Origin of the sequence: Synechococcus sp. CB0205, assembly GCF_000179255.1 — a bacterium.
GTDB lineage: Bacteria > Cyanobacteriota > Cyanobacteriia > PCC-6307 > Cyanobiaceae > Vulcanococcus.
Window position 1 is genome coordinate 1 of the sequence record NZ_ADXM01000051.1, and the last position, 19,094, is coordinate 19,094.

Annotated in this window: 18 protein-coding genes; 5 read left to right on the plus strand and 13 right to left on the minus strand. The window is 62.5% G+C overall.

The window, feature by feature from the left end; all coding sequences use genetic code 11:
* The 5 genes from CB0205_RS15450 to CB0205_RS0110190 form a co-directional block, all read right to left on the minus strand.
* Window positions 1–167: CopD family protein (locus CB0205_RS15450; RefSeq protein ID WP_198001929.1), on the minus strand; the 167-nt coding region annotated here is incomplete at its 3' end.
* 29 nt (window positions 168–196) lie between these two features.
* On the minus strand, window positions 197–1,720 hold the full coding sequence (locus CB0205_RS0110175; protein ID WP_010317030.1) for a cryptochrome/photolyase family protein: 1,524 nt from the start codon (window positions 1,718–1,720) through the stop codon (window positions 197–199).
* Window positions 1,717–1,974, minus strand: coding sequence for a hypothetical protein (locus CB0205_RS0110180; RefSeq protein WP_050778481.1), 258 nt, complete (start codon window positions 1,972–1,974; stop codon window positions 1,717–1,719). Before CB0205_RS0110180 ends, CB0205_RS0110175 begins: the two co-directional genes overlap by 4 nt.
* Window positions 1,975–2,009: 35 nt before the next feature.
* On the minus strand, window positions 2,010–4,058 hold the full coding sequence (uvrC, locus tag CB0205_RS0110185; RefSeq protein ID WP_010317035.1) for an excinuclease ABC subunit UvrC: 2,049 nt from the start codon (window positions 4,056–4,058) through the stop codon (window positions 2,010–2,012).
* Window positions 4,055–4,537: a flavin reductase family protein gene (locus CB0205_RS0110190; protein ID WP_010317037.1), complete on the minus strand. Its 483-nt coding sequence runs from the start codon at window positions 4,535–4,537 to the stop codon at window positions 4,055–4,057. Before CB0205_RS0110190 ends, uvrC begins: the two co-directional genes overlap by 4 nt.
* Window positions 4,538–4,620: 83 nt before the next feature.
* On the opposite strand from CB0205_RS0110190, the gene coaD reads away from it, so the two are divergent.
* Entirely contained in the window at window positions 4,621–5,097 is a 477-nt protein-coding gene (gene coaD / locus CB0205_RS0110195) for a pantetheine-phosphate adenylyltransferase (RefSeq protein ID WP_010317039.1), read from the plus strand.
* Between the two features lie 20 nt (window positions 5,098–5,117).
* The gene (locus CB0205_RS0110200; RefSeq protein ID WP_010317041.1) at window positions 5,118–6,056 is read left to right on the plus strand and encodes a hypothetical protein; all 939 of its coding nucleotides are present in this window, start codon (window positions 5,118–5,120) and stop codon (window positions 6,054–6,056) included.
* Here CB0205_RS0110200 and CB0205_RS0110205 read toward each other — a convergent pair.
* The 5 genes from CB0205_RS0110205 to dapF all read right to left on the minus strand — a co-directional run bounded on the left by CB0205_RS0110205 (window position 6,053) and on the right by dapF (window position 10,923).
* Window positions 6,053–7,321, minus strand: a complete 1,269-nt coding sequence (locus tag CB0205_RS0110205) for a D-alanyl-D-alanine carboxypeptidase/D-alanyl-D-alanine-endopeptidase (protein ID WP_010317043.1) — start codon at window positions 7,319–7,321, stop codon at window positions 6,053–6,055. The genes CB0205_RS0110200 and CB0205_RS0110205 overlap by 4 nt on opposite strands.
* 2 nt (window positions 7,322–7,323) lie before the next feature.
* Entirely contained in the window at window positions 7,324–7,839 is a 516-nt protein-coding gene (locus CB0205_RS0110210; protein ID WP_010317044.1) for a DUF4330 domain-containing protein, read from the minus strand.
* A 62-nt stretch (window positions 7,840–7,901) separates the two neighbouring features.
* On the minus strand, window positions 7,902–8,591 hold the full coding sequence (locus CB0205_RS0110215; protein WP_029626306.1) for a DUF1995 family protein: 690 nt from the start codon (window positions 8,589–8,591) through the stop codon (window positions 7,902–7,904).
* A 24-nt stretch (window positions 8,592–8,615) separates the two neighbouring features.
* Window positions 8,616–9,803, minus strand: coding sequence for a cysteine desulfurase family protein (locus tag CB0205_RS0110220; protein WP_010317049.1), 1,188 nt, complete (start codon window positions 9,801–9,803; stop codon window positions 8,616–8,618).
* A 94-nt stretch (window positions 9,804–9,897) separates the two neighbouring features.
* Entirely contained in the window at window positions 9,898–10,923 is a 1,026-nt protein-coding gene (dapF, locus tag CB0205_RS0110225) for a diaminopimelate epimerase (protein ID WP_010317050.1), read from the minus strand.
* 44 nt (window positions 10,924–10,967) lie between these two features.
* On the opposite strand from dapF, the gene CB0205_RS0110230 reads away from it, so the two are divergent.
* A complete protein-coding gene (locus CB0205_RS0110230) occupies window positions 10,968–11,207 on the plus strand; it encodes a hypothetical protein (protein WP_010317051.1) in 240 nt (79 codons plus the stop codon).
* Between the two features lie 42 nt (window positions 11,208–11,249).
* The gene (gene leuS / locus CB0205_RS0110235) at window positions 11,250–13,898 is read left to right on the plus strand and encodes a leucine--tRNA ligase (protein ID WP_010317052.1); all 2,649 of its coding nucleotides are present in this window, start codon (window positions 11,250–11,252) and stop codon (window positions 13,896–13,898) included.
* 4 nt (window positions 13,899–13,902) lie between these two features.
* On the opposite strand, the gene CB0205_RS0110240 is transcribed toward leuS, so the two are convergent.
* Window positions 13,903–15,504, minus strand: coding sequence for a glucose-6-phosphate isomerase (locus tag CB0205_RS0110240; RefSeq protein ID WP_010317053.1), 1,602 nt, complete (start codon window positions 15,502–15,504; stop codon window positions 13,903–13,905).
* Window positions 15,505–15,901: 397 nt separating this feature from the next.
* Here CB0205_RS0110240 and CB0205_RS14680 point away from each other — a divergent pair, with 397 nt between their 5' ends.
* On the plus strand, window positions 15,902–16,507 hold the full coding sequence (locus CB0205_RS14680; RefSeq protein ID WP_010317054.1) for a hypothetical protein: 606 nt from the start codon (window positions 15,902–15,904) through the stop codon (window positions 16,505–16,507).
* 7 nt (window positions 16,508–16,514) lie between these two features.
* Here CB0205_RS14680 and CB0205_RS0110250 read toward each other — a convergent pair whose 3' ends face one another.
* Complete coding sequence (locus tag CB0205_RS0110250; protein ID WP_010317055.1) at window positions 16,515–17,357, minus strand: N-acetylmuramoyl-L-alanine amidase; 843 nt, start codon at window positions 17,355–17,357, stop codon at window positions 16,515–16,517.
* Between the two features lie 2 nt (window positions 17,358–17,359).
* Window positions 17,360–19,090 carry a M61 family metallopeptidase gene (locus CB0205_RS0110255; RefSeq protein ID WP_010317056.1) on the minus strand — a complete coding sequence of 577 codons (1,731 nt, stop codon included), beginning with the start codon at window positions 19,088–19,090 and terminating at the stop codon, window positions 17,360–17,362.
* Between the last annotated feature and the right edge of the window lie 4 nt (window positions 19,091–19,094).

Sequence of the window (19,094 nt, forward strand, 5' to 3'; positions counted from 1 at the left end):
TGGGCCTGGAACGCATCCTTGAGGGCAGGCTCGAGCTCCTCGGCCTCCCGGTGATAGATGAACAGCCTGACGAGATAAAAGAGTCCGGCGAACCAGACCACCACGCCGACGATGTGGAGGGTCTTGAACCAGAGGTAAGCCTCAGGAGGAAGGGCCGCCAGGGTGATCACAGGCCGGAGCCGAACTGGGCAACAAGTTAGGCGCCACCACTGGCCGCCAGGGCGCGATGGTTGGCCGCGGTGCTGCGGATCGCAGCCAGCTCCTCCTCCGGAAGCTTGCTGAGCTGCTTCATCACCAATCCCATCCTGTGGTTACGCCTGAGTTCAGGTTCATGGCGTGCCAAAAAATCCCAATAGAGGCTGTTGAAGGGGCAGGCCTTGGGACCAGTGCGCTGTTTGACGTCGTAGGAGCAGCCTTTGCAGTAGTTGCTCATGCGCTTGATGTAGTTGCCGCTGGCCGCATAGGGCTTGCTGGCCAGGCGACCGCCATCGGCAAAGACCCCCATGCCGAGCACGTTCGTCAGCATCACCCAATCGAAGCCGTCGATGAACATCCGGTGGAACCAGGCCGTTAAGGCTTGGGGATCCAAGCCGGCCAGCAGGCCGTAATTCGCCAGGAGCATCAGGCGTTGGATGTGGTGGGCGTATCCACTGCTCTCGATTTCTGCAAAAACAGTGTCGAGGCAACGCATCCCGCTCCCCCCAAGCTGCTCAAACCACTGCGGCAGGGGCTCTGAAGCCCCGAAATGGTTGACCTCTGCGTACTGCTCTCCAAACCAGTGATAGAGGCCGTGGGTGTACTCCCGCCAGCCCAGGATCTGACGAATCACTCCCTCGAGTCCCGCCAGGGGCACCTGCCGCTCAAGGCCCTCCCGCTCCAGCCGCTGAATGACCTCCAGGGGATGGAGCAGTCCCAGATTCAAATACGGGGAGAGCAGTGCATGCCACAGGGTGGGCTCACCGCTGACCATGGCGTCCTGAAAAGGACCAAAGCCTGAGAGGCGGGTCTGAGTGAAGTGATCCAGGACCTGCAGGGCCTGGTCACGATTGACCGCCCAGCGAAAGGGTTGGGTCTCCCCTGGCAAGCCATGGCGCTGCTGCAGCCCCTCAATCTTCTCGATGACGGCCCTGGTCACGGCATCGGGCTCGAACCAGAGTGGGGCTGGACCGCTCAGACCTTTCGTTGGGGGCTTGCGGTTCTCCTGGTCGTAATTCCACTGGCCGCCAAGGGGGGAATCGGCGGTCTCCATCAGAACGCCAAAACGCTTGCGCCCTTCGCGGTAGAAGAGCTCCATGCGCAGTTGCTTGTAGCGCCCTGCCCAAGCCGCAAAGTCTTCCCGGCTCCAGAGGAACGCATTGCTTTGCATCAAGTGGATGGGAATGGGCAATGACAACCGCTCAATGGAGCGGCGAAAACCTCGATCCACCGGCTCCATCAGCCGCAGTTCCTGGATCCCCTGCTCTTGGATCCAGGCCAAGAGTGCGCTGCTGAACGTCTCCGTCTGGATGTAGTCCACAGTCCAGCCCTGGTCGCGGAGGTCGGCGGCGAAGTGGCGCATGGCACTCCACACCAGAACCACTTTTTGACCGTGATACGCCCGTTGCTCCAGGACCGAACTGCTCTCCAGCAGCAACACCCGGCAGTCCTCAGGCCTGGCACTGGCCAGAGCTGACTGATCAGGGTTGAGCTGATCACCCAACACCCAGATGCCGATACTCATGCAGGCTCCCCAGCCAAGCGGCAGGCCTTGGTGGCCACGGCCTGGGCATAGCCGCGTTCGACCAGTCCCGCCGCCGGCGAAAGCTGACCGTTGCGGCAGTCGATCACGATCCGCTCACGGTGGCCCCGCTGATCGCTGATGCGCATCCTCAGCTGGAAGTGATGTTTGGCGCTGCGGCTGATCTCGTCGGCGCAGATGGGGCCAATGCACAAACCGGGCGCAGCCCAGGCCGCTGCGGGAGCAAGCAACAGCATGGCAATGATCGAGGCCAGGATCCAACGCAAGGGCTTCACCCAGCCAGCTCCAACGGTCGATCATTCTCGAGGTCAACCGCGTCCTCCTGGGGCTGGCCCGCGCCAACCTCATCGCCGCCAGGGTGGAAGTGGTCCCAGATCACCTTGGCGAGACCAGCCCCCATTCCTGGAGCTGCCGCCAGGGCCTCGGGGCTGGCGAGCTGAATCGCGTCGATGGAGCGGAAATGGGCCAGCAACTCCTTGATCCGCTTGGGTCCAAGGCCAGGGATGTCTGAGAGACGGGAGCGCTTCATCCGCTCGCCCCGCTGCTGACGGTGGAAGCTGACGGCGAAACGGTGGGCTTCGTCGCGAAGCCGCCGTAGGAGCTGAACGCCGAGCTGCTCCGGTTCGCTCTCCAACGGCTCCTTTACACCGGGAATGAAGACCTCTTCGCGTTGTTTGGCCAGGGAACAGACAACGACATCCTCATCGAGGTTGAGCTCCCGTAGGGCCTCCATCACCGCAGAGAGCTGACCCTTGCCGCCGTCGATCATCACCACGTCCGGCCAGTCATTGAGCCCGCCCGTGTGAAGCGCTGAGCCTGCCGATTGCCGCAGTTCCTTGAGATCGGCACCGGCAGCCTTGGCCTGGGCCCAGCGGCGGAAGCGACGCCGCATGATCTCGGCCATGGCCATGAAGTCATCGGAATGACCGGAGCGGATCGAGCTGCTCTGGATCTTGTATTTGCGGTAGTGCTGCTTGGCCGGCAAGCCATCGATAAACACCACCTGCGATGCCACCGCATCGCTGCCTTGGATATGGCTGATGTCATACCCCTCGATCCGGCGGGGAGGGGTGTTCAGCTCCAGCAGCTGCGCCAGATCCTCGGTGGCGAGGAGGTTTTGTTCGCTGGCGCGGCGGGCCCGTTCCAGTTCGTAGTTGGCGTTGCGTTCGACCAACTCGATCAGGTCGGCCTTTTGGGCCCGTTGGGGCACGGACAGACGCACCTTGCGGCCACGAAGCTCCGAAAGCCAATCCTCAAGCAACTGCTGTTGGGGCAAGGGGGCCTGGAGCAGGAGTTCGGGTGGAATCTCAACCCCTTCGACCTGGCTGTAGTGCTCCTCGATCACGGTCTGCAGGATCCGTCCCATGGCAGCGCGACGCGCTTCCGAAGGGGGCAGGTCGCCTCCCGCCCCATCCTCCGCTGAAGGCATGCCAATGGCATCGGCGGTGAAGCCAAGCCGGCCGACTAGCTTACCGGCCCGCATTTGAAACAGCTGCACCGCCGCCACCCGCTCGTCGGCAGCCATGGCCAAGACATCGCGTGAGATCGAGCTATCGCCAAGGCTCATCTTCTGATCCGCCGTCAGCGTGTCGATGCCCTGGAGCTGATCGCGCACCCGGGCAGCACTCTCAAAATCCAGGCGCTCGGCGTAGCGCTCCATTTGCTCATGGAGCAGGTCCAGCAGCTCTTCATTGCGTCCCTGGAAGACCATCGCCACCTGCCTCAAGGTGCGGTGGTAGTCCTCGGAGCTGATCTTTTCTTGGCAGACCCCAGGGCAGCGACCGATGTCGTAATTCAGACAGGTCCGATCACGATGGAGCGGCTGGGGGCGCTGACGCAGGGGAAAGACCCGTTTGACCAAGCCCAGGGTGCGCCGCAACAGGCCAACATCCACATAGGGCCCATAAAAACGATCCAGGGGTGAGCGGAAGCGCCGCCTGCGGGTGATGAAGATGCGCGGGTAGGCCTCGCTCCAGGTGATGCAGAGGTAGGGATATTTCTTGTCGTCCTTCAGCAGCACGTTGAAGTGCGGCTGGTGGTTCTTGATCAGGTTCGCCTCAAGGGCGAGGGCCTCTGCCTCGCTGTCGGTGACGATGAACTCGATCTCACAGACCTGCCTCACCATCAGGGCGATGCGCGGGGAGTGGCCATGGCCACTCCCGCTTTGGAAGTAACTGCGGACCCGGTTGCGCAGCACCTTGGCTTTTCCGATGTAGAGGATTCGGTCCTCCGAATCCCGCATCAAATAACAACCAGGCTCAGTCGGTACCTCCTTGAGGCGAGCCTTGAGCCGAGCTGGGTCCTGCAGCAGAGACTTCAACCGCCGTACTGCCAGCCGGTGCTGCTGAGTTCGAGGGCCGCGCCATCGCGGTGAAGAACGGCACTCTTGACCTCACCGACAAACACGGTGTGATCGCCATGGGCGACCTGGCCGATGAGCTCACACTCGACTCCACCGAGGGCGTCGTTGAGGATCGGCAGGCCCAGTTCGCCGAGGCTGAAGGGAGCCGCGTCAAAACGGCCACCGACGCCCTTCTGGGGTTTGAAGAAGACGGCAGCTAAATCCTTCTGGTCGGCCGCGAGGACGTTCAACGAGAAGCGCTTGGTGCGCTGAATCATCCCGTTACTGGTGCTGTCGGAGCGGACGGCCATGACCACCAGCGGCGGCTCGAACGAGCCCTGGGTCACCCAGCTGGCGGTGAAGCCGTTGACCTCTTCCCCTTCAGCCACACCACAGATGAAGACCCCGTGGGGAATCTTGCGAAGCAAGGTCTTCTTGGCGTCGGCGTTCAGTGCCATGGATCAGGCCCTCAGAGCCCAAACTCTAGGAACAGCAGGGCCTTTGCGGGTCTGAGCGAGCCTTCTCTTTCTAGGATCGACGGATGAAAGTCCTGTACCCCGGCAGCTTCGACCCCCTGACCCTTGGGCATCTGGATGTGATCGAACGGGGTTCCCATCTGTTCGATGGCCTGGTGGTTGCCGTGCTGCGCAACCCGGGTAAAAACCCTTGCTTCAGCGTTGAGCAGCGGATCGAGCAGATCCGTGGAGCGACGGGTCATCTCCAGCGGATCGAAGTGGCGGCATTCGATGGGCTCACGGTTGAATTCGCCGAGCGCTGTGGTGCCGGCGTGATTCTGCGGGGCCTGAGGGCGTTGAGCGACTTCGAATACGAACTGCAGATCGCGCATACCAATAAAAGTCTGGCTCCGAAGCTGGAGACGCTGTTTCTCGCAACGGCAACGGCCCACAGCTTTCTCAGCAGCTCGGTCGTCAAGGAGGTGGCCCGTTTCGGCGGACCGGTTGGTCACATGGTCCCCACAGGAGTGGCAGAAGATCTGGCGAGGCTTTTTAATCAGTAGTCCCTCCACGCACCCCGCTGATGTCTGAGACGCAGCTGACCTCCGTGCTCGACCAGCTGGATCAACTGGAGGAAGTCGTTCTCGACGGCACCCGGGTTCCCTTCAGTGGCGGGCGTTTGGTCAACGAGCAGGACGCCATCGAATTGATGGATGCCGTGCGGGATGCTCTGCCCGGTCAGTTGGTCAAAGCCGACGAACTGGTGGCCAAAAAGGATGAGTTCATCCAGCAGGCCCGCCAAAAGGCGGACGACATCGTTGCCCAGGCCAAGCAGCAGCGGGATCAGCTGATTAATAGCCAGTCGATCCGCAGTGAAGCCGAGCGGCAGGTGGCGGAATTGCGCGACCAGGCCCGCCAGCAGTGCGAGCAGATGATCGCCCAGGCCCGGCAACAGGTCGCCAAGACAGAACAGGAGCATCAAGCCAGGCTGGCTCAGCTGGAGCAACAGTTCAGCCAGCGCCGTCAGCAACTCGAACAGGAAGGGCTGCAACGCCGCCAGCAGCTTGATCAAGAAGCGATCGAGCTCAAGCGACAGCTCAGCGAGCAACACGAGGCAGCACGGAAGCAGAGCCTCACGGAACTTGAGAAGGTTCGTGTTGAGGCCCTTCGTCTGCAGCAGAGCAGCCAGGCTGAAGCCGAGCGGGTGCAGGGCGATGCTCTGCAGTTCCGCCAGCAAACCCAGCAGCAGTGTGAGGCCCTCATCGCCCGCAGCCGCCAAGAAGCCAGCACGATCCAAGAAGGGGCGAACCGCTATGCGGAACAAGTCCTCGGTGAACTCGAGGATCGTCTGCGGGAGATGGGGCAGGTGGTTGTGGCTGGCAAGCGTGAGCTGGTGAAGCTCCAGGATGTCAATCCAGCCTCACTGGTGCCGAACCCCGTTGCTGGTCAACAGCAGGCCGTGCCGATCAACCGCGCCCGCCGCGCCGCGGATCGTATTCGCAAGGCAGCCGGAAACCGCTAGGGGCAGAGCGCACCGTTGCGGGTCTGACGCAGCAGTTGTCCAATGACCGTATTGGGGGCGCTGGACCCGTTTGAAATCATGCTGATGTAGCGAGGCCCAGCGGGGGTGTTCAGCAATCCGCTGACGGAGCGCACTCCTCGAATCGTTCCGGTTTTGCCGAAAAACTGACCCTGCAACTCGGTGTCGTACCAGTAGTTGCGGAGGGTTCCACGCTCACCGGCAATGGCCATTGAGGCGAAGTAATGGTCGGCCATTGGGTGCTGCGCCATGCGCAACATCAATGCCACCAGCAGGCGGCTGGTGAGGCGGTTGCCGCGGTCGAGACCACTGCCGTCAACCACCTTGATCCCTGCCATCGGTAGACCTTGGGCGGCCAGCCATTGGCTTGTACGCCACTGGCTTGTGACTTGGTCCCAACTTCCAGCGGCCTGGCGCAGCAGGACCTCAGCAGTGAAGTTGTGGCTCTCGGTGTTCGCCAGGCTCAACAGGCCATGCATGCCGATCGAGCGTTCCTCATGGAGCAACACCGCACTGGAGGGGGGACTCCCATTGGGGGTCGGTGCCACGGTGCTGATGCTGGCCTGTCCTCCCTGACGTTTGATCTCTGCCGCCAACAGTTGTTGAAGGCGACTCGGTGGGTCGCTCACGGCCATCGCCTTGGCATTGCTGGTGACAGCCAGACGCGTAATCGGTGCGCCATAGGCCTCGACACGGTCCTCACCAGGCCAACCTGCCGGCCACCAGCGCTGGGGGGGCTCCTCCTGAAGTTGGATACGGACCGCAGAGGGAGTGGGTGAGCTGCTGCCGCCTTGTCCCAGCGCCAACTTGGCGAAGCGCTGGAGCTGGGGGGTGTTGAAGTCTGGATCCCCCTCACCGGTCAACAGGAGGCTTCCATCGGCCCTACGCCAGAGCCGGGTCGTGAGGCTGTAGTCGGGACCGAGACGGTCCAAGGCCATGGCCGTCGCGACCATCTTTTGGTTGGAGGCTGGGATACGGGGCGTTAAACCGTTCAGATCCGCCAGGAGCCGACCGGAGCCATCGCCAACGCTCACGCTCCAGACGCTGGCTTCGGCACCAAGCACCTGCCGCAGGCGTGTCTGCAACGCTGGACAGCTGACCTGGGTCTGCAGTTGCGGAAATCCCAGTGGAGGCGGTGGAGCAGGCAGGGAGATCGCCCGACTGTCAGGGGCGGCCGCCTGGAGGCCAAGCGAGGGGAACAGCGCAAGGCTTAGGCCAATCAGAACCCCTGCTCGCCGCCCCGCCATGGTCAGGAGGCCCCGAGTTGGAGCCCAGAGACGGAGCCATTGAGCCTGAATTCCCGTCCCTCCAACTCAATGGGAGCACCAATCTTGAGCGTCTGGTTTCCGAACACCACTCCACCGGCTCCCTTGCGGCCCTCCCCTTTGAGCACAAAGCGGGCATCCAGGTTGCCCAATTGCTGTTGGTTGGGATCGGGAGCGGTGACGACCTTCCCATCGGCCAGAACGGCGGCCAGTTGACGCTGCAGAGGAATGACGTCATCCACCGCCACCGAGCCGTGGGGCTGGTTGCGGATCACGATCGAGACCTTGCCTTGCTCCTTTGCAGCGGCGATGAGCGCAGGCGGATTGGCCATCGGGACGTTACGGACATCGACGAACACCGTCACTGGCTGCAAACCGCCGGTGGCTCGGGCGACTGCGCCACTGAGCTTGGGGCTCCACACCACACCGCCAATGGCCAAAACCACAGCCGCCGCAGCCCCCGCATCCACCAGCGAGAAACGACGCGACAACGAAGGCATGGCGGGGAGGCAGAGTTCAAACTGTACGGAGACTGGGCCGCCGAAACAAGCATTCGTGGGAGCTAGTTCTGGAGCCCCTCGATCAGGCGATCAACGGCCTTGAGTCCTCGAGCGACCCCGCCGCCTTCACCCTCAAGGGCGTCGGCCATCTGCTCAGCATCTGGCTTGAGCTCGAAGTCCTTGACGAAGCGATAGCCGTCGGGGTCTCGCCGGTAGAGCTGCCAGTCCAGGGGATAGGCACGTCTGAGTGCGCCCTCCCCGGTGGGGATGAGGGCATAGGCGGACTGCCAGGTGGCGAGGAAGCCCTTGCGACGCTCGCGCGCCACAGTCCCAATCCCCACCGCGGCATCCTCCAGTTTTCCGTTCAGCAGAACAACACTGCCGCGGTGCTGAGCGCAGACGGCTTCAACGTCCTCGTAGTCCGCAGGGGTTGGGGCTACCAGGACAAGAAGCCCATCGCTACCGCCGTCGGCCTGCTGGAGTCGCTTGATTCCGCTGAGTTCGGTGATGCTGCCCGCCTGCTCCGCTGCGTCCCGCTTGGCCAGGGCCGCTGCACCGGCGTCAGGGAAGACCAAACGGGCCTCAGCATGGGCAGGCAACAGCGCTGCCAACAGGCGCAGCGAGACCGGCAGGATGCGCAGTCCTTCAAACCGAAATTCTGCGGTCCAGAAGCCTTTGGCTTGGCTGGCAAGGGCAGCGGCAATCGCTTCAACAGCTTCAGCTTCAGCGCGTCGCAGATCAGCGGGGAGCATCCGGGCCATGTCGTTCGGCCGACCCTAATCAGCCATCACTGCGGCGATGGCCTCCCGCAAAGCGATCGGAACAGGCGCAAGGTCAGCGTCGCGATGCCAGGACCCCAAACTGAGGCGCAGGCCGCTGGAGCTGCGCTCTGGTGCGATTCCCATGGCTTCGAGGATCGGACTGCCGGCCGCCTTGGAGCTGCTGCAGGCCGAGCCGCTGCTGATCCCGTAGCCCAGACGTGACATGGCCCGAACGACCGAGCGTCCGGAGAGGGGCACGCCCTGCGGCGACGCGACCAACAAGCTGATGTGATTCGCCAGGCGCTGTTCAGGATCCTGAAGGGGATCAGGACCGGTCAGCTCCACTCCGGGGAGCTGGAGCAAACCCGTCAGCAGTGCGTCACGCCTTTCAATCAGCGGATCTTCCGTCCCTTGAAAGCGCTGGATGTTGAGCAACTCCAGAGCCTTGGCAAAGCCCGCAATCAAGGGCACCGGTTCGGTCCCAGCACGGATCCCCCGCTCCTGGCCGCCACCGGACTGGATTGGGCGGACTGGCACCTGATCCCGAATCAAGAGGGCGCCAACACCCCGGGGTCCACTGAGCTTGTGACTGGCGACGCTGAGTAAATCAATGGGCAGCGCATCGAAATCAATCGGCCGTTGCGCAGCCACCTGCACGGCATCCACATGCAGCAGCACGCCTGCTTGACGGCAGAGCCGACCGATCAAGTCCATGGGCTGGAGGGTGCCGACCTCGCTCTGCCCCCAGATCAAGGACACCAAACGGGTCGGTGGCGCGAGCTGCGACTCCAGGACCGCAAGATCAATCAAGCCCTGGCGATCCACCGGGATGCGCTCGAGCTGCCAACCCTGCCGTTGCAGCTGCAGCGCCGCCGCTTCGGTGGCGGGGTGTTCCACCGCAGAGAGCAAGAGCCGAGGTGCTGACCCTTGCCCGTCCCAGAGCTCAGCAGCGGAACCGAGCAGGGCGAGGTGAATCGACTCCGAGCCGCCAGAGGTAAAAATGAGGTCTCCACTGCAGCCCAGCTGAGCAGCGATCTGCTGTCGGCTGCGTTCGAGCTGTTCGGCGGCGGCCAGGCCGAAGCCATGCAGGCTGGATGGATTCGCCCAGGCCTCGCGATCCACCCGTTGGATCTCCGCCTGAACCTCTGGCGCCAACGGGGTGGTCGCGGCGCAATCGAGGTATTGGCGAAGATCCGAACTCATGGTTCGCGCTCGAAGCGGGCGCGGGTCCGAGACTCCAGGGAATTGGTGGCCAGGGTCACCAGATCATCCAGGGAGGTGCTGTTGAGCAGTGCCGCTACCTTGGCTCGGGCGGCTTCGCTGGGGCAATTGTCCGGGCGGATACAGCCGTTAGCGCAGACCGTCGCGCAGTCGATTTGATCGCCTGAATCGGCGGGGGTTGGGACTGCTCCACGGCAGGGGGCTCGATCTTCGTCTCTGCGGCCTGCCCACGCGCCGCGGCTACGGACTCGGCATCCGGGATGGAACCGTCGAACACATGCTCCGCCGGGCCGTCCATGAAGACCTTGCCGTTCATGGCGTCCCAGTGAATCTGCAGGGGGCCGCCCGGGAGATCGATACGGGCTGTGCGCTCGGAGAGCCCAAGGCGATGGCAGGCCACCAGGGTGGCGCAGGCTCCGGTGCCGCAAGCGAGGGTTGGGCCTGCCCCGCGTTCCCAGACCCGCATCACCAGATGGGAGGGCGAGAGCACCTCGACGAAATGGACATTGGTTTTCGCCGGGAACGCGGGATGGATCTCCAGCTGACTGCCAAAACGCTCCAAGTCGATTTCATCGACGGAATCCACAGGCACCACCACGTGAGGGTTGCCCATTCCGGCGGCGGCCACGGCAAACCGCTCGCCATCAATCTCCAGTTCGCCGCTGGGAAGCCCCGCTTCGCCGACCTCCAGGGTCGTTGGGATCTCGCTTGGCTTCAGGAAGGGCGCGCCCATGTCGACGCGAATCGTGCCGTCGGGGAGAAGCTCCGGAACGATCCGGCCCGCCAGGGTGTCGACCTGCCAGGTGCGACCGGGGCCATCCCCATCGCAATCGGCCAGGAAGCGGGCCAGGCAGCGGATGCCGTTCCCGCACATCTCGGGTTCGGTGCCATCGGCGTTGAAGATGCGCATCCGCAACTCCCCTCCGCCGTTGGGTGGCAGGGCCAGGATCACGCCGTCGCCTCCCACCCCAAAGCGGCGATCGCAGAGCTGAACCACCAGCTCCGGGGTCAAGCCAAAGAGGAAGTCCGTATCGCCCGATTGACGCCCATCGAGCATCAAAAAGTCGTTACCGAGACCTTGGTACTTGCTGAATTGGAACACGCGCGACAGCCTGTGAATGGAGGCCCACCAGTGCGCTCGATCCTATGGGGAGCAGTCGGGAATGGCGGCCAGGAGACCTCGACACCTCCCAGCCAGGAGTACGCCAAATCCAGGCCTGGATCCGCGAGCAGCTGCCCCTGTCGGTCCAGCTCCTCAACGGCAGCAGCGTCACGGGCAGACCGCTCTGGGTTGACGCTTGTTTCCTGGCACTGGAATCGGAGCCCGGCACCCCCAGCTTGCTGATCAATCGCGATGCCATCGCGATGCTGCGGCCCCTCGCCTAACAGCAGCTATGGGAGCATCACTGCTCCACTCCCGATCCGCCCGTGAGCGAGTCCAGCCGCTACCAACCCCAGGCCACTGAGGCCGGCTGGCAACGGGCCTGGAAGGCAAACGGTCTGCACAGCACCCCTGAGATCAAGGCCGGCGACGAGGCCTTTTATGCCCTCTCGATGTTCCCCTACCCCTCAGGGAACCTGCACATGGGGCACGTCCGGAACTACGTGATCACCGATGTGGTCGCCAGGGTTCAGCGCTTGCGCGGCAAAAAAGTGCTGCATCCCATGGGCTGGGATGCCTTTGGCTTGCCCGCCGAGAACGCCGCCATTGAGAGGGGCGTGGACCCCGGTGCTTGGACGGACCAAAACATCGCCTCGATGCGCGATCAACTCGATCAGCTGGGGCTGTCGATTGACTGGGATCGGGAGCTGGCCACGTGTCACGACGATTACTACCGCTGGACCCAGTGGCTCTTCCTCCAGTTCCTCGATGGAGGCCTGGCCTACCAAAAGGACGCCACCGTTAATTGGGATCCGATCGATCAGACCGTGCTCGCGAATGAGCAGGTCGACGGCGAAGGGCGATCCTGGCGCTCCGGCGCTCTCGTTGAGAAGCGCAAGCTGCGGCAGTGGTTCCTCAAGATCACCGATTACGCCCAACAACTGCTGGATGACCTCTCCAAGCTCGAGGGATGGCCGGAGCGGGTGCGCACGATGCAGGCCAACTGGATCGGCCGCAGCACCGGTGCTGAACTCCAGTTCAGCGTGGTCGATGCCAATGGCCAGGAGAGTGGGGAGCAGGTCACGGTGTTCACCACTAGACCCGACACCCTCTTTGGCGCCAGCTACGTCGTTCTAGCTCCGGAGCATCCGCTCGTCCCCGCCCTGACGACGACAGCCCACCAGACCGAAGTCGAAGCGTTCTGTGACCTGGTGTCCCGCCAGAGCGAACAGGAACGGACGGCGGAGGACAAACCCAAGCGTGGTGTGGCCATTGGCGCCCAAGTGCGCAACCCCGCCAATGGAGAAGTGATTCCGGTCTGGATTGCTGACTACGTCCTGGCTGAGTACGGCACGGGGGCCGTCATGGGAGTGCCCGCCCATGACCAACGGGATTTTCTGTTTGCCCGCCAGTACGAACTCCCGGTCAAGCAGGTGATCATTCCCGAGGGAAGTGACGAACATGCCTTTGAGGGTGGAGCCTGGACCGAATCAGGGGTCTTGATCCATTCCCAGGGCTTCGATGGGATGACCAACAAGGCGGCCAAACGGGCGATCACCGAAGCAGGGGAGAAGGAGGGTTGGGCCCGTGAGAAAGTCCAATTCCGCCTGAGGGATTGGCTGATTTCCAGGCAGCGTTACTGGGGCTGCCCGATTCCGGTGATCCACTGCGAGAGCTGCGGTGTTGTTCCGGTGCCCAATGAGCAGCTGCCGGTTGAACTGCCAAGGGATGTCGCCTTCAGCGGCAAGGGGGGATCCCCCCTTGCCCAACTTGAAAGCTGGGTCAATGTCGACTGCCCCTGCTGCGGCAAACCAGCTCGCCGCGAGACCGACACCATGGACACCTTCATGTGTTCCAGCTGGTATTTCCTGCGCTACAGCGACGCCAAGAACACTCAGCTGCCGTTTGCGAAAGACGCCGTCGACCAGTGGTTGCCAGTTGATCAGTACGTCGGCGGTATCGAGCACGCCATCCTTCACCTTCTCTACTCGCGCTTCTTCACGAAGGTGTTGAGGGACCGAGGCCTCCTTGGTTTCGATGAGCCCTTTCAACGGCTACTCACCCAGGGAATGGTTCAAGGGATCACCTACAAGAACCCCAAAACAGGCAAGTACATCCCACCCGCTGAGGTGGCCGATGCCACGGATCCCCGTGATCCGTTAACGGGCGATCCCTTGGAGACCTTCTTCGAGAAGATGTCCAAGTCCAAGTACAACGGAGTCGACCCTGCACTTGTCATCGACAAGTACGGCGCTGACACCGCGCGGATGTTCATCCTCTTTAAGGCTCCGCCGGAAAAGGACCTGGAGTGGGATGACGCGGACGTGGAAGGGCAGTTCCGCTTCCTGCAGCGCATATGGCGTCTTGCCGATGCAGCTCTTGAGCGCGGCCTGAGTCTGGCCGGCGGCGCTGGTGCGCCGGAGTCGGTCGCTGAGCGCCTGGGCTCAGGCGAGGCACTCTCGGAGGCAGAACAAGAGCTGCGCCGTGCGGTTCACACGGCAATCCAAGAGATCACTGACGATCTCGATGGAGACGTTCAGTTCAATACGGCGGTGTCTGAGTTGATGAAACTCAGCAATGCCATGGGGACACATTTGGCTGCGAGCTCGGATGTGCTGGCCTGCGAAGCCCTGCGCACGCTCTTGGTCCTGCTGGCACCATTTGCGCCCCACCTGGCCGAGGAACTCTGGTTGAAGCTCGGAGGCCGTTCTGAGGATGAGGCCCTTGAGAACAGCAGCATCCACACGCAGCAGTGGCCCCAATGCGACGCGTCCGCCCTGGTGCGCGCCACCGTCCCCCTGGTGATTCAGATCAAGGGCAAGGTGCGCGGCAACCTTGAGGTGCCAGCCGACGCCGACAAAGCAACGCTCGAGCGCTTGGCGCTTGAAAGCGAGATCGCAAAGAAATGGCTGGAGGGGAAAGCCCCCAGCCGCGTCATCGTTGTCCCTGGACGGCTCGTCAACCTGGTCCCCTAAGGACCTAGTCGTGAATGAACACGAGGGACTCGGGCTGCCCCCAGTCCCCTTTGGCTGAGATGTGGCGACGGTTGGCGCAGAGGTGCCGCAGGATCCAATAGAGGGGCTCGGCTGTCTCTAGGGCCAACTTGCCTTGGAGTTCGGCCAGGGTGTGTTCCCGCTGGTCAGCCATCACCATCTCCAACCTGGACTGCAGATCCAGAAGTGCTGCCGCCGCTTTCTTGCCGGCCTCAACGCCGGGTTGGTGGTAGGCGTTGACGTTGACCAACTCGCCGTAGAAGCCCACGGCGCGCTCGAACAGTGCAATCAGGGCACCCAGGCTGTGGGCGTTCAGACGCTGCATCGTGATGCTGAGGTTGAAGCGTCCTTCTTCAGTCAAGGCTGAACGGGTGCCCTGGAGGAAGCCGTCCAAGAAGTCGCCAGGATTCTCACCCTCCAGCGGCGGAATATCGCCAGGGTCCTCGAGCACCTCGACAAAGGTCACGAAGAAGTTGTCGACACCGTCGCGAAGTTGCTGCACGTAGGCGTGTTGGTCGGTCGAGCCTTTGTTGCCGTAGACGGCAATGCCCTGGTGGACGAGTTGACCATTGCGGTCCAACTTCTTACCCAGGCTCTCCATCACCAGTTGCTGGAGGTAGCGGCTGAAGACCTCCAGACGGTCGCGGTAGGGAAGCACAACCATGTCTCGCTGGCCCCTACCGCCACAGGCGGAATACCAGGCAGCGGCCAACAGTGCAGCCGGGTTCTGTTCAAAATCGGCCACCCGAGTGACCGCATCCATCTCAGCCGCACCCGCCAGGAACTCCCGGATGTCGGAGCCAATCAGAACGCCTGGGAGCAAACCCACAGCACTGGTAATGCTGGTTCGGCCGCCGACCCAATCGAACATGTCGAAGCGCGCCAACCAACCCGAGTCCTTCGCTTCACGATCGAGCTTGCTGTCGACCATGGTGACGGCGACGGCCTGTTGGGACCAACTTCCGCCGGCTGCCTCAACGGCACGACGCGCTTGAAGCATGCCGATATGGGGCTCGGGGGTTCCCCCGGACTTGCTGACCACAATCACCAGGGTGGTCTTCAGCCGCTCACCAATGGATGCCAAGGTCCGGCGCATTCCATCGGGATCGACATTGTCGAAGAAATGGAAGGGAAGGCCAGCTCCTGGGTCCTGAAGGGCCCGAATCATCAAGAGGGGGCCAAGGCCAGAGCCGCCGATGCCGATCCAAAGCACGTCGGTGAAGCGCTGCCCAGAGCCATTGCCGATGGCTCCAGAGAGAACGTCGCGACCGAAGGACTCAATGCGATCGACTTCAGCCTGGATGTGAGCTCCACTGGCTGGATCGGGGGCGAGCTGGGGGTTGCGTAGCCAGTAGTGACCAACCTGGCGTTGCTCATCGGCGTTGGCAATGGAGCCAGACTCCAGGGCCGCCATGGCCTGGAAGGCCTGATCAAAACGAGGCTTTAAGGCAGAGAGGGTGGCCGAATCCAGGCCCATGCGGCTGACATCGAGCCAGAAGCCGAGCTTCTCGTTGTGCCAGAGCTGACTGCAGAACCTCTGCCACTGGCTCGCGGGGTCCAGAGCGGGGGCAGAGGGGCGGGAAGACATCAGGCCAGATCAAGCGGTCCGCCCTTTGAACCTATCGGTGAAATCCAATCAGGGATACCCTTTTTGGCGTTTCCTGAGGATTGAGCCGGGACCAGGTTGCGACTGTATGGACTTGCGCATGAGTGCGGCCTCAGGCGAAAGGTCGACCTAGGCTCAAGAAAAGGCTTTTGATTGGGTTCTGACTCTCAATCTGCGCTACGGAAAGCGGCTTCGGCCCCATCGCACCAGGCGCAACCTCTGGGCCTGGCTTGGGGCGGCCACAACGGCTCTAGCCAGCCTGGCGACCTACCCGCTTGTCCAGACCGCTCTGCGCCCCAGCAACGGCGTCAGTGTCGATCGCATCGATAGCAGCAGCCATTCAGACCCAACCAAATTCAGCGCAGAAGAGCTGAAGGAGTTGCAGCGCCGCTTTGGCGTGCATGGACCCCAACCTCGGCTCGCGCGTCTATTCACCCAAGGGGTGGACCAGTTCACCCCCCTTCGGGACCACACGGTGAATCGGTTGCAATCGCTTCAGCCGGTGATCCAACAGCAAAGCCGCCGCACGGGCCTGAACCCGATGCTGTTGGCCGCAATTTTGTTTGACGAGATGCAGCACGCCAAGCCGGGTGAGGATCACCCCTTGGCAGCCCATTCCGGGCTATTCAGCACCCATGGCCCAGCCCAGCTGGGCCTCAGTGAGATGGAGAAACAGGGATTGCTGAGCCCCAATGCCAGTCCCGAGGAGATTCAAGCCGCCCGCAATCAACTGCTCGACCCGGAGCGCAACGTCGAACTTCTGGCGGGGAAAATGATGCGTCTGCTGAAGCTCCTCGACCGGCAGGCCAGTGAGACCAGCAACGTCAGTCGCTCTCACCGTCATGCCAAGACTGTGGCAACCCTCGCCTATCTCCACAACGGCAAACTCGACTACCCAGCCAGGATCCTGCGCTACATGCAGGACCCCGAACTGCACGGCTTGGTCTATGGGCGCCAGCGGCAACCCCTGTCACCGCTGATCTGAAGGGTCTTCAGCAGAGCGCCCCAAGGGCCGCCAATCGCTGCTGCAGCGCCTCCCAGTTGAAACTCCTGGGATCAGCACGCGCTGCACCAAGATCCACATGGCGGTGGGTCGTAATCCGCTCCTTCGGGATCTTGTAGCGGTTAATCCAATCCGCAAGGACGACGGCCATGGCGTCGTACTGGGCGGAGCTGTAGCCACTGTGGGTTTCCGCATCGTTCTCACCATCCAGCGGTGTCTCGAGGCTGAGGTGCAGAGCGAAGTTGTTGATAGAGCCAGGAAGCTCTGGATTCAATACCGCCCATTCGCCATCGAAAGCGGAGTAACCCGCTCCATAGGCACGAAATCGGGGATGTAGGGCTTCAACCGACTCTCCGTTTTCACCGATCAGCAGGTGGTAGCTGACCTGGTCCTCATCCCTTGGGTTGTGCTTGATGAAGGTGTTCAGCGCCGATTGCAGCCCGAAGACCGTCTCATGCAGAACGACAAGCGAGGGGGTCGTCTGCAACGGATTTCCAAACGCGTCATAGGGCACGCGCTGGTCGTAGTTGGATGGGTCGATCTTGACCCGCTTGAGGGTGGAGGGGTAGGTCTCCTGCTGCGTCTTTAACCGTGCCACCAGGGCGCGGTCATTCACGCTGCATTGGCGCTGTAGGGGGCTGCTCCATGCCGCTTGAGCGGGAGGGAGAGGAGCGGGCCGTGCATTGGCAAGGGGAGCTGGCAGCCGCGCGGGAGCCTGACTCGAACGCTGCCAGAGGGGAATGAGGCTGAGGCCAGCCAAGGCGACTAGGGCCAGCCCCAGTGCACGGCGGTGGGGAATGCGAGTCGGTTGGTCGGGAACGAGCCGGACCATGGCTAGCCCACCCGTTGTTGTAACCAGGCCTCTTGGGCTGCCTGCTGGGCGGTTGTGGGGTTGGCTACAGGCTCGAGTTTGTAGCGCTTGGGCTGCGGTGGATCACTGCAGAGTTGAAGCTCCCGCAGGCTGGAACGACGGGCCATGAGCAGCGGCTGATCCACGCCAGCACGCAGATGCGTTGGAACGTCCTCGGGCTTGGCCAGCCGCTGGCCGGCCAAGCCGATCAGTTCATCGCCCACCATCAGCCCAGCCCGCTCAGCCGGGCTATGGCGCAAAACGCGTTGAACCACCAGCCGGCCATCCTTCAGACCCGTGGTCATTCCCGTCCAAGGATCGCTGGACATCTCCGGCTCCAGATCCAGGCCTACATCCAACAGGTAGCCAGAACAATCAGGATCGTCGACGTCCGTCAACCATTGCTCTAAACGCCCAGCCAAACCGGTGACTTGCCCTTCAAAGGCCTCCAGCAGATCGGACTCCCCATAGCCGCGACTATGGCGACCGTGGCTTCTCCAAAGCTGCTGAACAACTGCGGAGAGTGAGCTCTGATGACGCCGGAGCTCCAGGTCCAAACAGAGGGCGACGACCGCCCCCTTGAGGTAATAGCTGACTTGGCTACTCGCGGAGTAGGCATCGGCCTTGTAGAGCTTGACCCAAGCCTCCTCACTGCTCTCTCTGAGGGTCTGGACCTGACGCCCAGGCGTGAGCAGGTAACGGCTGAGGTCCTCCCCAAGATCACTGAAGTAGTCCTGCGGCGTACTCAAGCCAGCGGTCAGCGGCAGCAGCTGATCGAAGTAGCTCGTGACCCCTTCTGCAAACCAGAGCGTCGGGATCACACTGGCGCGGCTGTAGTCCACCGGCCGAAGTTCCCTTGGGGTCAGACGCCGGACGTTCCACTGGTGGAAATACTCGTGGGCAACGAGCTGCAGAAACTTGCGGTATCCGCTGCTGGTCTCGAGGTTGCGGCGCCCATAGACAAGGACTGTGCTGTCGTCGTGCTCCAGGCCCCCATACCCCTCATCCAAGAGGTGCAGCACAAAGAGGTAGTCCGAACTGGCGGGTCTGGGTTCGCCCATCAGCCGGCAACAGGCCAAACAGACCTGCTGTACGTCCTCGAAGAACGTCGGATAACGATCGGCGAACCACACCGCGCAGGCGGGATCTGAAAACCAGGTCACCCAGCGATGGGGAACACCCAGGACCTCGAACGGATGCGACTGGTGTGGACCGGCCTCGATGGGGCTGTCGATCAGCTGATCAAACGTTGTCGCGAGCCAGGATCCAGTGGCTTCCCTGGGCAGGGGAACAAAGGCATTCCAGCCATTGGGCACCACGCAGGTCAGGCGGTGGGGACTCCAGCGCTGACCCGCCACCTCGAGAACCACCGCCGCTAAAGCGAAAAAGCCGTGGTCCTGATCCAGATGACAGGTGCGAACCGTCAGCTCCGTGGCCATGACGGCATAAGTCAGCACCAGCGGACCCGCGTCTGGATTGCAATCGATCTGCCAGGTACTCGGATCGGTGCGGCGCACGGACCGCTCAAGACCCTGCTGAACAGCCTTGAAGCCCTCCAGCTGCTTGACGTAGTCGCGGATCAGGTAGGAGCCGGGTGTCCAGCCGGGTAGTGAGACCTGTTGCTGTGCTTGGGGAGAGGAAATCTCCAGCCACACATGTACCAGGTGGCTCTGAGGGTTGCTCAGATCAAGCTGGACCTGAACCAATCCCGTCATCGTT

Excerpts from the sequence above, each read along its gene's own strand:
- CB0205_RS0110175 (WP_010317030.1), bottom strand. The coding sequence starts at position 1,720 with ATGAGTATCGGCATCTGGGTGTTGGGTGATCAGCTCAACCCTGATCAG.
- CB0205_RS0110180 (WP_050778481.1), bottom strand. The coding sequence starts at position 1,974 with ATGCTGTTGCTTGCTCCCGCAGCGGCCTGGGCTGCGCCCGGTTTGTGC.
- CB0205_RS0110190 (WP_010317037.1), bottom strand. The coding sequence starts at position 4,537 with ATGGCACTGAACGCCGACGCCAAGAAGACCTTGCTTCGCAAGATTCCC.
- coaD (WP_010317039.1), top strand. The coding sequence starts at position 4,621 with ATGAAAGTCCTGTACCCCGGCAGCTTCGACCCCCTGACCCTTGGGCAT.
- CB0205_RS0110200 (WP_010317041.1), top strand. The coding sequence starts at position 5,118 with ATGTCTGAGACGCAGCTGACCTCCGTGCTCGACCAGCTGGATCAACTG.
- CB0205_RS0110205 (WP_010317043.1), bottom strand. The coding sequence starts at position 7,321 with ATGGCGGGGCGGCGAGCAGGGGTTCTGATTGGCCTAAGCCTTGCGCTG.
- CB0205_RS0110210 (WP_010317044.1), bottom strand. The coding sequence starts at position 7,839 with ATGCCTTCGTTGTCGCGTCGTTTCTCGCTGGTGGATGCGGGGGCTGCG.
- CB0205_RS0110215 (WP_029626306.1), bottom strand. The coding sequence starts at position 8,591 with ATGCTCCCCGCTGATCTGCGACGCGCTGAAGCTGAAGCTGTTGAAGCG.
- CB0205_RS0110220 (WP_010317049.1), bottom strand. The coding sequence starts at position 9,803 with ATGAGTTCGGATCTTCGCCAATACCTCGATTGCGCCGCGACCACCCCG.
- CB0205_RS0110230 (WP_010317051.1), top strand. The coding sequence starts at position 10,968 with ATGGGGAGCAGTCGGGAATGGCGGCCAGGAGACCTCGACACCTCCCAG.
- CB0205_RS0110240 (WP_010317053.1), bottom strand. The coding sequence starts at position 15,504 with ATGTCTTCCCGCCCCTCTGCCCCCGCTCTGGACCCCGCGAGCCAGTGG.
- CB0205_RS0110250 (WP_010317055.1), bottom strand. The coding sequence starts at position 17,357 with ATGGTCCGGCTCGTTCCCGACCAACCGACTCGCATTCCCCACCGCCGT.
- CB0205_RS0110255 (WP_010317056.1), bottom strand. The coding sequence starts at position 19,090 with ATGACGGGATTGGTTCAGGTCCAGCTTGATCTGAGCAACCCTCAGAGC.